The organism is Streptomyces sp. SAS_270 (assembly GCF_052543295.1).
Genome location: NZ_JBMNDS010000144.1, coordinates 1 through 12,488 on the forward strand (window position 1 = coordinate 1; position 12,488 = coordinate 12,488).

Here is a 12,488-nt window from a genome sequence, read left to right on the forward strand (position 1 = left end):
AATAGCCGACTACTCGCTTATGTGACTGGGGGCGCCCTCCGAAGCGGAGGGCGCCCCCAGTCACGTAGCAACTATCCCTGAATCACGGCACCTTCACCCACTGGGCCTTGCTCGGTGTCCCCTGGTCGTCCGTCACGAAGAGCATGTACCAGCCGGACTCCACCAGGTTCCGGTTCTTCGGCACGGTGACCTCGATGCCGCCCTTCGTCTTCTTCAGATCCAGTGCGATGGACCGCTGGTCGACGTCGGTGACATGCGTGGACGCGCTCGGCCGGATCAGCCGGGCCGTCGTGATGGACGAGGCGTGCGCCGAGGTGAACGTCGCCGTACCGCCGCGGGGAACGGTCTTCGGGCCGCCGGAGAGCGAGGGCCGCGAGTCGCGGTAGAGGTAGGGCGGGGTGTAGATCTCGATGCGCTGCTCGAACACGCCGGGCTTGGTATCGGCCTTGTCGGCGTAGAGCGAGTCGGAGCCGAAGAACATCACGCGGCCGTCGGGCAGCAGGATCGAGCCCGAGTGGTAGTTGCGGCCCACCAGCGGGTCGGCGACCTGCTTGAAGGTGTTGGACTTCGCGTCGTAGATCCGTGCCTGGTGGATGTTGGAGTCGCCGCGGCCGCGGTAGTCCTCCGAGCCGCCCGACACCAGCACCGTGTCGTCGGGCAGGATCGAGGACTGCGGGTAGCGGGTGCCCTTCTCCAGCTCGGGCCCGTCCACGAACCTCGGGTTGTCCGACTTGAGGTCGATGATCCGGGTCTTCTTGCTGGACCTGTCGGACTCGCCGACCCCGCCGCCGCCGATCACCATGTACTTCTCGTTCTGCGCGGGCGGCAGCAGCACCGTGCCCGACGTCTCCATCCGGTCCGGGTCGCTCAGCCCCTTGAGCTTGGTGAACTTGTTGGTGTCCAGGTCCCAGACGCCCGGGTCGCGGCCGACGTTGTCGGGCCCGTAACCGGCGTTCGAGCCCGAGTAGAACAGCTCGCCGTTCTGCATCAGCGAGATCGCCGGGTACGTCGGGAACTGGCGGATGCCCTTGGTGTACGTCCACTTCCTGGTCTTCGGGTCGAACACCTCGTTCTTGCCCGGGACCAGCTGGCCGATCTCGTCGAGGCCGGAGAGGCTGAGAACCTTGCCGTCCGACAGGGTGGTGAGCGTCGGGTACCAGCGGGCCTCGTTCATCGGGTCGACCTTGATGTACTTCTCGGCGACCGGGTCGAACTCGTAGGCGTCGCGGATGCCTTGGAAGTCCTTCTTGTCCAGGGCGAGCTTCTGCGCGATGCCGTACGTGTTGCGGGCGTCGGTACCGGTCAGGCCCTGGATCCGGTAGTTGTCCTGGGTGCCGGTCTCGTACTTGGTGCCGCTCTTCTGCGCCTCGACGTAGATACGGCCGAGGCCCGGGTCGTTGCGCAGGAACTTCCCGGTCGCCTTGTCGAAGACCTTCTTCGCGCGCGGCACCAGCACCGGGTCCTTGGAGACGAACGTCCTGGCGTTGTTCCTGCCGGTGAACTTGGTGCCCGCCGGCAGTGTGATCGGCTTGTCCGGGTTCTCGTTGTGCACGATCATCAGACCGCCGGCCTTGGTGACGTCACCCTTCAGCTTCTCGTACCGCCTGGTCCCGCCCGCGATCAGCAGATTGCCGTTGGCGAGCTGGGTGTGGCCCGTGCAGAAGAGGTCGGCCGGCGTGGGAATCTTCTTGATCGTCTTGTTGACCGGGTCCCAGATCCGGGTCTCGAACCGCTTCGCGTCGAAGTTGTCCTGGTTGTTGCCCGAGCCCGCGATCAGCAGGATCTTGCCGGTGTGCAACAGGGCCGCGTGAATGGTGTTCTGGCGGTACTCCTCAGGGAACTGGACGACATCCCAGTGCCCGTTGTCGGCCTTGTACTCCGGCTTGTTGATCTTGTACTGGTGGTACTGCTCCGTCCCGAAGCGATACAGCCACGGCCCGTTCATCCCCGCCAGCGCGAGAACCACCGCCGCGCCTATCGCCAGACGACGAGCGCGGCGGCGGCTTGCACCGTCCTTCATTTCTTAGGTCCCCCAAGGGCGATCCGGATCGTGTGATCCATGGGCTGGTCTCTCGGCTCGTCCTGCGGCTCGTCCCGGGCCGGGTCGCCGCCCCCGCTCGCCGCGGCCCAACTGGGCTTGTGCTGCGGGGCATGCGGAGAGTGCGGGGCGTGCGCCGCGTGCTGTTCCTGCTGGGGCCCCGAGGCCTGCGCGGGGATCGGCACGGTGGGCGGCGTCGAGGGGGGCGCCGCGGGCTTCTTCTTCGCCTGGCGCAGCGACCACTGCCAGGCGAAGATCGGCGACGCGGTGATCAGCAGGGCGAACGACGCCCAGGTGAGCATCGCCGGGTGGGCGTGCCCGTAGGCGAACGAGGCGCTCATGGAGGCGCCGAAGACCATGATGAAGAACAGATGGATCCGGAAGGTCCCGAACAGTGTGTCCGGGCTCGCCGAGTCGCCCTTGGGTGTCACCACGAACTTGCTCTTGCGGCGCAGTACGGCGTCCATGAGCGAGCGCGCGTAGATCGGCGCGGACAGGGCCGACATCACCATGCCGGCGACGCCGCCCGACCCCTCCGGCTCGTGCGGCGAGACGTTGTGGCGGCGGTTCCAGATGTACAGGCCGATCTGCAGCGCCGACGCGTTGCCGTACAGCATCAGCCAGACCGTCGGGTCGATGTTGACGCCCGAGGCGCCGAGGCCGAGGAACAGGGCGCAACTCAGGGCCGCCAGGATCCAGTTGAGGGCCGACATCGGATAGAAGATGATCATCATCGTGTAGTTGAAGAGCTTGCCCGGAGGCATGGAGTAGAAGCCCTTCCAGTACTGCTTGAGGATCGTCTCGTAGGTGCCCCGCGACCAGCGCAGCTGCTGGGTGAAGAAGTCGGTCCAGGCGTTGGGCCCTTCACCGACGGCCAGCACGTCCGGCGTGTACACCGACTTCCAACGGCTGCCGGTGGCCGGGTTCTTGGCGCGGTGCATCTCGAAGCCGGTCGCCATGTCCTCGGTGATCGAGTCGTACAGACCGCCGATCTGCTTCAGCGCCCTGATGCGTACGGCGTTGGAGGTGCCCACGAACATCGGGGAGCCGTAGAAGTTCCCGGCCCGCTGGATGAGGGCGTGGAAGAGGAACTGCTGGGACTCGGCCGCCTTGGTGATGGGGTTGTCGTAGTTGCCGTACACCTGCGGGCCGATGACGAAGCCGACGTCCGGGTCGCGGAAGAAGCCGAGCATCCGCTCCAGGTAGTTGGGCAGCGGCACATGGTCGGTGTCGACCGAGGCGAAGTAGTCGTACGCGTCGCCGTGCGCCTCCAGCCAGGCGTTGTAGTTGCCGTGCTTGGTCTTGGCGCGGTGCGGGCCCTTGGCCTGGTTCCACTTCGCGATTCCCTTGCGGGAGAAGTGGTGCACGCCGAGGCGCTCGCAGACCGCCTTCACCTCGGGGTCGTCGCCCTCGTCCAGGAGCCAGATGTGCAGAAGGCCCCGATGGCGGATCCTGACGGCCGCCTCCAGGGTCTTCGTCACCATGGCGAGGGGTTCCTTGCCGGGCACGAAAGAGGTGAGGAAGGCGACTCTGGTGCCGGTCTCGGGCACCACCGGGACCGGGTCGCGGGCGACCAGGGTGGCGTGCGCGTTCGACAGCACGTTCATGCAGCGGAAGAACTCGATCAGCCCGATCGACACCAGCATCACGATGTCGAGCGCCGGCAGGAAGTCGTAGGCCGGGTAGTCGCGTTCGGTCCAGTGCTCCGGCTGGAGCAGCCAGCCGAGCAGGACCAGCGAGAGCAGCGGAGCGGCGCCGAGCATGAGGGCGGCCCGTATGCGGTGCGGCTCCTGCGACAGCAGCGAGCGGTACTGGACCTTGTACGGCTTGTTCGGGTCCGGCTGCGTCAGGGGCCCCGCGAGCCGGCTGTAGTGCTCGTAGTCGTATCTCGGCAGCGTCTTCCTGATTCTGCGGAATCCGCCGGTCCGGTGCGATGGCACCCTTAGTTGAGTCGTCTCGGACGGGTCGAAGTTCTGCCGGGCGCCCGTCGGCGTCATGAGTCATCCCCCCGCACGCACAGGTGCGTGTTCGTCGGTCTTCCGTTCGCTCGGGTCCCCCTCGACCTTCGCGAACGCATCAGTGGCAGGTGCGTCACCACGTCATCCACACTTCAGAGACACGGAAACGCGACCTTCCGGTTGCATGATGCCCCCTCGGCATCCGTTCATGAGTGGGGCCCCATCCCCATCACAGTCGCAACCGGCCGATCCCCCAACTGTCGTGTACCGACAGTCCCTTGAAGCCCAGGGTTCTACGTCGTCCATCATGATCGCAAGATGCGAAACGCGGTGTTAACCGGTCATACGCGCTCTTAGGGACAGGTGTACGAGGAAGGGACGAAGGTGACCGTACGGCGACCGGTCAAAAGAGGGGACGCGGCGGCTCGGTCCGGTGAACCGGTTCAGTCGGCGGCGCGGCGGACCGGACGGTGGGGCGGCCGTGGCGGGAGCGACGGGCGGGGCGGACGGGGACGGCGAAGAGGCCCCTCGCTGCTGCGAGAGGCCTCTTCGGTCGGTGCGCCGCCAGGGACTCGAACCCCGGACCCGCTGATTAAGAGTCAGCTGCTCTAACCAACTGAGCTAGCGGCGCGCGCTGACTCGAGAACTCTACCCGACCGGAACGGGTGCTCCCGACCGCGGGGCCGGCCCGGATCCCGGTCCGGACGCGGTCGCGGACGGCGCCGTACATCATTCGGACCGTCAACATGCGACAGCGGATGACAGTTGAGAAACTGACGACTGTGCAGAAGCGCGGATATTTTCACCTGGAGTGTGAGGGGAATCGCATGGCGGCTCCGGTATTCGAGGAATTCGATCCCGCGAGCGACTGCGAATGCCCCGGATGTGTTCACTGGCGGCGTGTCATGCCGCATTCCCCACTGGCCGGCTCCCTCGGCCATCCGGCGGCCCGCAAGGCCCTGGTGCTGGCCGCGGCGGCGGGCACCGTGCTCGGCGCGGGCCAGTCGATGCCGGCGGTCGCCGCCGCCCACGGACCCGCCCACCCGGGCATCCCCGCAGGTGACGAGCCCGGTACCCCACAGGGCAGCAAGGCTCCGCTGCACGGGCCGGTCGGGAAGCCGGCGGCGCCCGCAAAGCCCGCGGCACCGGTCAAGGCGCCCGCGACCACCCGGGCGGAGATCATCAACCGGGCTAAGACATGGGTCACCGCCCAGGTGCCCTACAGCATGTACGCCTACTGGTCCGACGGGTACCGGCAGGACTGCTCGGGCTTTGTCTCCATGGCCTGGAACCTGCCCGGCAACGAATGGACCGGCAGCCTCGACACGTTCGGCGAACGGATTTCCCGGGACCAGCTCCAGCCCGGCGACATTCTTCTCTTCCACAATCCGGCGGACCCCGAGAAAGGCTCGCACGTCGTCATTTTCGGCGGCTGGACGGACTACACGCACACGTATTACGTCGCCTACGAGGAGACCCGCCCGCACGCCCGCCGGCAGGCCACTCCGTACGCGTACTGGAGCAACTCCGACCGCTATCTGGCGTACCGCTACAAGGGGCTCGCCGAGGGTGCGGGCGGCCCGGCCCCCTCGGGTACGCCGACGACCACCCGCTTCCCCGGGGCGGTCTACTTCGGGCCCGGCGCGAGCAACGCGTACGTCACCCAGCTGGGCCGGCTCCTCGTCGAGCGGGGCGGCGGCCGCTTCTACACGCAGGGCCCGGGACCCCGCTGGGGCGACGCCGACCGGCGGGCCACCCAGGCCTTCCAGCAGGCGCAGGGGTGGACCGGAACGGACGCGGACGGGCTGCCGGGAGCACAGACCTGGGCGTTGCTGTTGGCGAAGAAGGGAAGGGACATCGCGCCGCGCGCGGCGCCCGGGAGCCCCGGCCCGAAGGGGTCGCCCAGCACGTCCTCGCACGGCGTGCCCGGCTATCCGGGGCGCGGGATGTTCCGGCCGGGCGCCGACAACGCCTTTGTCACCCGGCTCGGAAAGCAACTGGTCAAGAAAGGGTTCGGTACTCACTACACGACGGGCCCGGGGCCGCGCTGGGGCGAGGCGGACCGGCGCAACGTCGAGGCGTTCCAGCGCTCCCAGGGCTGGCGCGGCGGCGCCGCGGACGGCTACCCCGGGCCGGAGACCTGGCGGCGGCTGTTCTCGTAGCGGATCGCAACCCCGTACCCGGTCGGACCCTCGCACCCGATCGGACCCTCCCGAGGGAACGGCTTTTCCCGTCACTCGATCAATGACGCATCTGGCGCGGAGGCTGGAGGCACGTATGAGTACGACGACTTCACACAGCCCGGAGTCCGAAGGGGCACCGGAGGCCGGCGGAGCGCGCTCCGCCCGGCTCATCCACAACGAGGCGACCACCGAGATCCCCGTCCATCTGCTCTTCCGCGACGACCCCGAGCCGGTCTCGGTACCGCTCGCGCCCGCCGTCGTGGGCCGCCGCCGCGGCACCGGCGAGCAGCCGCGCGTCCCCCGGCGGCCCGCCGCGCCCGTCCCGGCCCGCCCGGCCCCGGAAGTCGACCCGGAGCTGGTCGAACGCCCCGCACGGGTGCTGCCCGGCGGGGTGGGAGTGCTGGCCGGGGCCTGTGGGGTGGCCGGATGTGCACTCACCTCGTGGTGGGCCGGCGCGGTGCCGCCACCGGCGCTCGACGCACTCGGGCTGCCCTGGTCGGCGGGGGCCGGGTTCGGACCGGCGCAGTGGGCCGCGTACGCCGGGGCGGGGGCGCTCGGACTGTTCGGCTTCGGCGGTCTCGCCCGGGGCCGGACCGGGCGGGCCTGGGTGCTCGGCCTCTTCGGCCGCTACCGCGGAACGGTCCGGCGCACCGGCCTCCTGTGGGTCAACCCGCTGGTGCTGCGCCGCCGCGTCGACGTACGGCTGCGGCACTGGCGCAGCGAGCCGCTGTCCGCGGTCGACGCCAACGGGGTCGCGCTGCGCGTGGTCGTGCTCGTGGTGTGGCGGGTCAAGGACACGGCGCGGGCCACGCTCGGCATCGAGGACCACGAGTCGTATCTGCGCGACTGCGTGGAGGCGGCGCTGTCCCGGGCGCCGGTGGAGGGGCCTGCCGTCAAGGGCGGTGCCGCGGCCTCGCGCTCGGCTGTCGGTGACGTGCTGACCCGGCTGGTGGCGGAGGACACCGCTCCGGTGGGTGTCGAGGTGTTCTCGGTGCAGCCGGTCCGGATCGAGTACGCCCCCGAGGTGGCGGCCGTCATGCACCGGCGCCGCATCGCCGCGCTGGACGCCCAGAACCGCGCCACCGCGCTCACCTCGGTCGTCGACTCCGTCGAGGACACGGTGACCCGGCTGACCATGCGCGGCCTCGTCGAGCTCGACGACTACGAGCGCAAGGCACTGGTGAAGGACCTGACGGTGGCGTTCTGCGCGGGACGGGGAGACGCATCGCCGTGATGGGTACGGACATGTCTTTTGATATGGACACCGTCAACTCGCGGTAATAATCTGGGGCTTGGTCTAGACCTGAAGCGTCGGTTTCACGCATCGCGATGCGCTCGCACGGCTCACGGAACTCCCCACGTTCTCCAGGAGCGGCAGCATGCGCAAAAAGACCGGTACACACAGAAGGACCAAGTTCTACGCAGCCGTGGTCGGGCTCGCCACCACGGGAGCCTTCGTGCTCTCCACCGGCGGCGCCAGTGCCCACGGCTACACCGACCAGCCCCTCAGCCGGCAGAAGATGTGCGCCGCGAGCGGGGGCTCCGTCGCCAACTGCGGCGACATCCAGTGGGAGCCCCAGAGCGTCGAGGGCCCGAAGGGCTTCCCGGCGGCCGGCCCGGGCGACGGCCGGATCTGTTCCGCGAACCACACCAACTTCAGCCAGCTCGACCAGCCCAGGACCCCCGCGGGCACGGCCTGGCCGACGACCAGAGTGACCGGCGGTCAGAGTTACACCTTCCGCTGGCAGTTCACCGCCATGCACGCCACGACCGACTTCAAGTACTACGTCACCAAGTCCGGCTGGAACCAGAATCACGCGCTGACCAGGGCGGACCTGAACACCACCCCGTTCCTGACCGTCCCGTACGGCGGTCAGCGCCCGCCGTCCACGCTCACCCACACGGGCACCCTGCCCTCGGGGCTGAGCGGACACCACATCATCCTCGGGGTGTGGACGATCGCGGACACGGCGAACGCGTTCTACTCCTGCGCGGACGTCACCTTCTGAGCCTCCCTTGAGGCGCTGAGTCCTTCTGAGCAGGTACGTTCCACGCACGCCGCCTTGACCGGGGCGGCGCGCGTGGAGCTGTACGAACCGCCGGGGGACCGCCATGGAACTGTTCTTCTACCTCGTGCCCATCCTCATGATCGCCGGAGTGCTCTTCGGTGCGGGCAGACTGCTTTTGCGCGCCCAGCGCATCAGGAGCGCCTGGAACAGCGGGCTCACGGCCCCGGCGCGCTGTCTGCGGACGTACACGACGACCAGCGGAGGCGGCGGCGACACCTCCGTGAGCACGACGCTGCACCACGTCTACGAGTTCGCGACCCGCGAGGGGCGCACCGTCCGCTTCGAGGAGACGAACGGGCCGGGGACGATCCTGGAGGGCGACACCGTCACCGCGTACTACGTCGCCGAGCGCCCCGAGCAGGCCACGGCGCACGCCCCCGGCGCCGGGAAGCTCTGGGCGGGCACCGGGTGCTTTCTCGTGATCGCCTGCGTGATCATCGTGTTCTGCGTCGGTTTCATGGTCGCGGTCCACGGGATGTTCGCGGAGTCGGGCGGCTTGCTGCCGTAGTAGCCCTCCACATCTGACGGTGCGTCAACTACCGTGCGCCCTCATGGGATCCCAGAGGCAGACCGTCGCGGAGCTCGTGCGGGAGCGGTGGGGCGACCATCGTCCCGGGCTGTGGTGCGAGGGGCAGATCCTGACCCACCATCAGGTCGCGGCGGGCGCCGCGGCCCGGGCGGCGCTGCTGGCCGACCTGGTGCCGCCCGGCGCGGAGCCGCACATCGGCGTCCTGCTCGACAACACCCCTGAATATCCCCTCTGGTTGAGCGCGGCCGCCCTCGCGGGCGCCGCCGTCGCCGGGATCAACCCGACCCGGCGGGGCCCCGAGCTGGCCCGCGACATCCTGCACACCGAGTGCCGTGTCCTGGTCACCGAGCGGGCGCATCTGCCCCTTCTCGACGGCCTCGAACTGCCCGGCGTACACGTCCTGGTGAGCGACACGGACGCCTACACCGACCTGCTCGCGCCGTACCGGGGCGCGAAACCGGACGGGTCCTCCGCGACCCCGGCCGACCGCCTTCTCCTCTACTTCACCTCCGGTTCGACCGGCGCGCCCAAGGCGGCGATCTGCACCCAGGGCCGGTTGGCCGCCGCCGGACAGTCCCTCGTCGACCACTTCGGCGTACGACGGGAGGACACGCACTACATCTGCATGCCGATGTTCCACGGCAACGCGGTGATCGCCGACTGGGCGCCCGCGCTCGCGGCCGGCGCGGGCATCGCGCTGCGCCGCCGCTTCTCCGCCTCGGGCTTCCTCGCCGACGTACGCGCCTGCGGGGCCACCTACTTCACCTACGTCGGCCGGGCCGTGCAGTACATCCTGGCCACGCCCGCCCGCCCCGACGACCGCGACAACCCGCTGAGGCTGGGCTTCGGCACGGAGGCGGGCGCGGTGGACGCGGCCGCCTTCGAGCGCCGCTTCGGCGTACGGCTCGTCGAGGGCTACGGCTCCTCGGAGGGCGGCGCCGCCGTCCAGCACACGCCCGACACCCCGCCCGGGGCGATCGGCCGGGCCGCACCCCGCGACGACCTCGCGGTGGTCGACCCGGACACCCGCGCCGAATGCCCGCCGGCCGCCTTCGCCGACGACGGACGACTGCTCAACGGGTCGGATGCGATAGGGGAGTTGGTGAACCGCGGCGTCAACCCCTTCGAGGGCTACTGGCGCAACCCGGCCGCGGACGCCGCCCGCCGCCGCGACGGCTGGTACTGGACCGGTGACCTCTTCTACCGCGACAGCGCCGGATTCCTCTACTTCGCGGGTCGCAGCGACGACCGGCTGCGCGTCGACAGCGAGAACCTCGCCGCCGCGATGATCGAGAACATCCTCGCCCGCTACGACGACGCGGCCGCCGTCGCCGTCTACGCCGTACCCGACCCGGTGGCGGGCGACCAGGTGATGGCCGCGCTGGCCCTGCGCTCCGGCACCTTCGACCCCCTCTCCTTCGCCGAATTCCTGCTGGGCCAGCCCGACCTGGGCACCAAGATGGCCCCCCGCTTCGTACGGATCGTGGAGCGCATGCCCGTCACCGCCACCAACAAGATCCACCGGGTGGCGCTGCGCCGGGAGACCTTCCGCTGCCCGGACCCGGTGTGGTGGCGCCCGCCGGGGGAGGCCGCCTACCGTCCGCTGGGGGAGGCGGACGTGACCGGACTGCTCGGCCAGTACCGGGACCGGGGCCGCGAGGAACTGCTGACGAGGTAGGGCGGGCCCTACCCTGGCAACGCCCCCTGCGCGTATGGTCCGCACCGCCGGGCGCGGCCTACCGTGAGCGCATGATCCGTCCGGTGGGATGCGTACGACACGTGCGCCACGTGGGATATCTCGTCAGCGGCGTCCTGGTCGGCGTCCCGCTGCTCCTCGGGCTGCTGGTGCTCGCCGTCGTCGGAGCCGCACTGACGCCGCTGCTCGTCGGACTGCCCCTGCTCGGCCTGCTGGCCCTGTCCGGCGTACCCGTCGGCGTCCTGGAGCGCCGGCGGCTGCGGCTCGCCGACCCCGGGAAACCCGTGCCCGGCCCCCACCGCACCCCTCACGAGCCGGGCCTCGCCGCCTGGGCCAGGCTCCGGTTCACCGAGCCCGCGACCTGGCGCGAGTTGGCGTACACCGTCCTGCTCGCGCTCGTCCTGTGGCCCCTGGACCTGCTCGTGCTCACCGTCGCGATCGGCGTCCCCGGCGCGATGCTCGGGGCGCCGGTCCAGCTCGCGGTGTCCGGCGGCGACACCCGTATCGCCAAGCTGTGGCTGATCGACACCTACCCGCAGGCGGCGCTGTGCGCGGCAGCCGGGGCCGCTCTCCTGCTCGTACTCCTGTGGCCGCTCGCCCTCTACGGCCGTGCCCGCGCGGCCCTCGCCCGGCTGCTGCTGGCGCAGCGCGAGGACGGGCAGCGGCTGGACGAGGTGACGAGGTCCCGGGCCCGGCTCGTCGCCGCGTTCGAGGCCGAGCGGCGGCGGATCGAACGGGACCTGCACGACGGGGCGCAGCAGCGGCTCGTGGCGCTGGGCATGACACTGGGCCTCGCTCGCCTCGACGCGCCGCCCGCACTGGCCGAACAGCTCGCCACCGCCCACAAGGAGGCGGACCAAGTCCTCGTCGAGCTGCGCGAGTTGATCCATGGCATCCACCCCCAGGTCCTCGTCGACTACGGCCTCGGGGACGCTCTCGCCGACGCCGCCGACCGTTCGGCCGTACCCGTGGAGCTGGACGTCGACCTGCCGCGGTGCGCCGAATCCGTCGAGTCCGCCGCGTACTTCGCGGTGCGGGAGGCGCTCGCCAACGTGGGACGGCACAGCGGGGCGCGGCGCGCGTGGATCAACGGGCGGTACGCGGAGGGCCGGTTGGGGATCGAGGTGCGGGACGACGGTGTCGGCGGGGCCGACCCGTCCGGCGGGTCCGGGCTCACCGGACTGGCCGACCGGCTCGCGGTCCTCGATGGGACACTGACGGTCGACAGCCCGGCCGGGGGGCCGACCGTCCTGCGACTGGAGATTCCGTGTCCCGTGCGTTGAGAGTGGTCCTCGCCGAGGACGGTGTGCTGCTGCGCGAGGGACTCGTCGGACTGCTGGCCCGCTTCGGGCACGAGGTGGTCGCCGCGGTCGGGGACGCGTCGGCGCTGCGCGAGTCCGTGTCGGCGTACGCACCCGACCTGGTCGTCACCGACGTACGCATGCCGCCCGGCTTCCAGGACGAGGGCCTGCGCGCGGCCCTCGCCCTGCGCGAGAAGAACCCGTCCCTGCCCGTGCTCGTCCTGAGCCAGTACGTCCAGCGCGCCTACGCCGCCGAGCTGCTCGACACCGGGGACGGCACCGGTGTCGGCTATCTGCTCAAGGACCGGATCGGGCAGGTCGAGCAGTTCGCGGAGGCCGTGGAGCGGGTGGCCGCGGGCGGCACGGTCGTGGACCCCGAGGTCGTACGGCAGCTGCTGCGCCGCCGCCGCGATCCGCTGGCGGCGCTCACTCCGCGCGAGCGGGAGGTGCTGGGCCTGGTGGCGGAGGGGAAGTCGAACGGCGCGATCGCCCGCGAGCTGGTGGTCACCGAGGCGGCCGTCGGCAAGCACATCGGCAACATCCTGGGAAAGCTGAACCTGCCTCCGGCGGAGGACACGCATCGCAGGGTGCTGGCGGTGCTCACGTATCTCCGGGGCTGACACCCGGAGGGCGGGGGTGTGGGTGGCGAAGCCCCCACAACGCGCGGCGAAGCCGCGCAGAAATGACGATAGCGAGGCATGTTCGCGCTTTCTG

9 protein-coding genes and 1 tRNA gene are annotated in these 12,488 nt (G+C 70.2%); 7 read left to right on the plus strand and 3 right to left on the minus strand.

The features are described 5' to 3' along the window. Positions 1-82: 82 nt before the first annotated feature. The 3 genes from glxA to ACN6LB_RS44750 all read right to left on the minus strand — a co-directional run bounded on the left by glxA (position 83) and on the right by ACN6LB_RS44750 (position 4,627). On the minus strand, positions 83-2,020 hold the full coding sequence (gene glxA, locus ACN6LB_RS44740; protein ID WP_445030940.1) for a radical copper oxidase GlxA: 1,938 nt from the start codon (positions 2,018-2,020) through the stop codon (positions 83-85). Then, positions 2,017-4,035 carry a glycosyltransferase family 2 protein gene (locus ACN6LB_RS44745; RefSeq protein ID WP_445030941.1) on the minus strand — a complete coding sequence of 673 codons (2,019 nt, stop codon included), beginning with the start codon at positions 4,033-4,035 and terminating at the stop codon, positions 2,017-2,019. The genes glxA and ACN6LB_RS44745 overlap by 4 nt, the downstream gene beginning before the upstream one ends. Before the next feature lie 518 nt (positions 4,036-4,553). Further along, positions 4,554-4,627 (minus strand) — tRNA-Lys (locus tag ACN6LB_RS44750). A gap of 196 nt (positions 4,628-4,823) precedes the next feature. Between ACN6LB_RS44750 and ACN6LB_RS44755 the strand changes: the two genes are divergently transcribed. From ACN6LB_RS44755 to ACN6LB_RS44785, 7 genes are all read left to right on the plus strand, one after another. Next, positions 4,824-6,158, plus strand: coding sequence for a peptidoglycan-binding protein (locus tag ACN6LB_RS44755; RefSeq protein ID WP_445030942.1), 1,335 nt, complete (start codon positions 4,824-4,826; stop codon positions 6,156-6,158). 115 nt (positions 6,159-6,273) lie between these two features. After that, positions 6,274-7,413 (plus strand): SPFH domain-containing protein, encoded by a 1,140-nt coding sequence (locus ACN6LB_RS44760; RefSeq protein WP_445030943.1) that lies wholly within the window; start codon positions 6,274-6,276, stop codon positions 7,411-7,413. 145 nt (positions 7,414-7,558) lie between these two features. Next, the gene (locus tag ACN6LB_RS44765; protein WP_445030944.1) at positions 7,559-8,188 is read left to right on the plus strand and encodes a lytic polysaccharide monooxygenase auxiliary activity family 9 protein; all 630 of its coding nucleotides are present in this window, start codon (positions 7,559-7,561) and stop codon (positions 8,186-8,188) included. Between the two features lie 103 nt (positions 8,189-8,291). Beyond that, positions 8,292-8,756 (plus strand): DUF3592 domain-containing protein, encoded by a 465-nt coding sequence (locus ACN6LB_RS44770; RefSeq protein WP_445030945.1) that lies wholly within the window; start codon positions 8,292-8,294, stop codon positions 8,754-8,756. A gap of 43 nt (positions 8,757-8,799) precedes the next feature. After that, positions 8,800-10,455 carry an AMP-binding protein gene (locus ACN6LB_RS44775; RefSeq protein ID WP_445030946.1) on the plus strand — a complete coding sequence of 552 codons (1,656 nt, stop codon included), beginning with the start codon at positions 8,800-8,802 and terminating at the stop codon, positions 10,453-10,455. Positions 10,456-10,526: 71 nt separating this feature from the next. Further along, entirely contained in the window at positions 10,527-11,756 is a 1,230-nt protein-coding gene (locus ACN6LB_RS44780; RefSeq protein WP_445030947.1) for a sensor histidine kinase, read from the plus strand. Next, positions 11,741-12,394, plus strand: coding sequence for a response regulator (locus ACN6LB_RS44785; RefSeq protein ID WP_445030948.1), 654 nt, complete (start codon positions 11,741-11,743; stop codon positions 12,392-12,394). The genes ACN6LB_RS44780 and ACN6LB_RS44785 overlap by 16 nt, the downstream gene beginning before the upstream one ends. Positions 12,395-12,488: the final 94 nt, after the last annotated feature.

What these genes read in the sequence shown, in the direction of transcription:
- glxA (WP_445030940.1), bottom strand. Translation starts at nt 2,020, where the DNA reads ATGAAGGACGGTGCAAGCCGCCGCCGCGCTCGTCGTCTGGCGATAGGC.
- ACN6LB_RS44745 (WP_445030941.1), bottom strand. Translation starts at nt 4,035, where the DNA reads ATGACGCCGACGGGCGCCCGGCAGAACTTCGACCCGTCCGAGACGACT.
- ACN6LB_RS44755 (WP_445030942.1), top strand. Translation starts at nt 4,824, where the DNA reads ATGGCGGCTCCGGTATTCGAGGAATTCGATCCCGCGAGCGACTGCGAA.
- ACN6LB_RS44760 (WP_445030943.1), top strand. Translation starts at nt 6,274, where the DNA reads ATGAGTACGACGACTTCACACAGCCCGGAGTCCGAAGGGGCACCGGAG.
- ACN6LB_RS44765 (WP_445030944.1), top strand. Translation starts at nt 7,559, where the DNA reads ATGCGCAAAAAGACCGGTACACACAGAAGGACCAAGTTCTACGCAGCC.
- ACN6LB_RS44770 (WP_445030945.1), top strand. Translation starts at nt 8,292, where the DNA reads ATGGAACTGTTCTTCTACCTCGTGCCCATCCTCATGATCGCCGGAGTG.
- ACN6LB_RS44775 (WP_445030946.1), top strand. Translation starts at nt 8,800, where the DNA reads ATGGGATCCCAGAGGCAGACCGTCGCGGAGCTCGTGCGGGAGCGGTGG.
- ACN6LB_RS44780 (WP_445030947.1), top strand. Translation starts at nt 10,527, where the DNA reads ATGATCCGTCCGGTGGGATGCGTACGACACGTGCGCCACGTGGGATAT.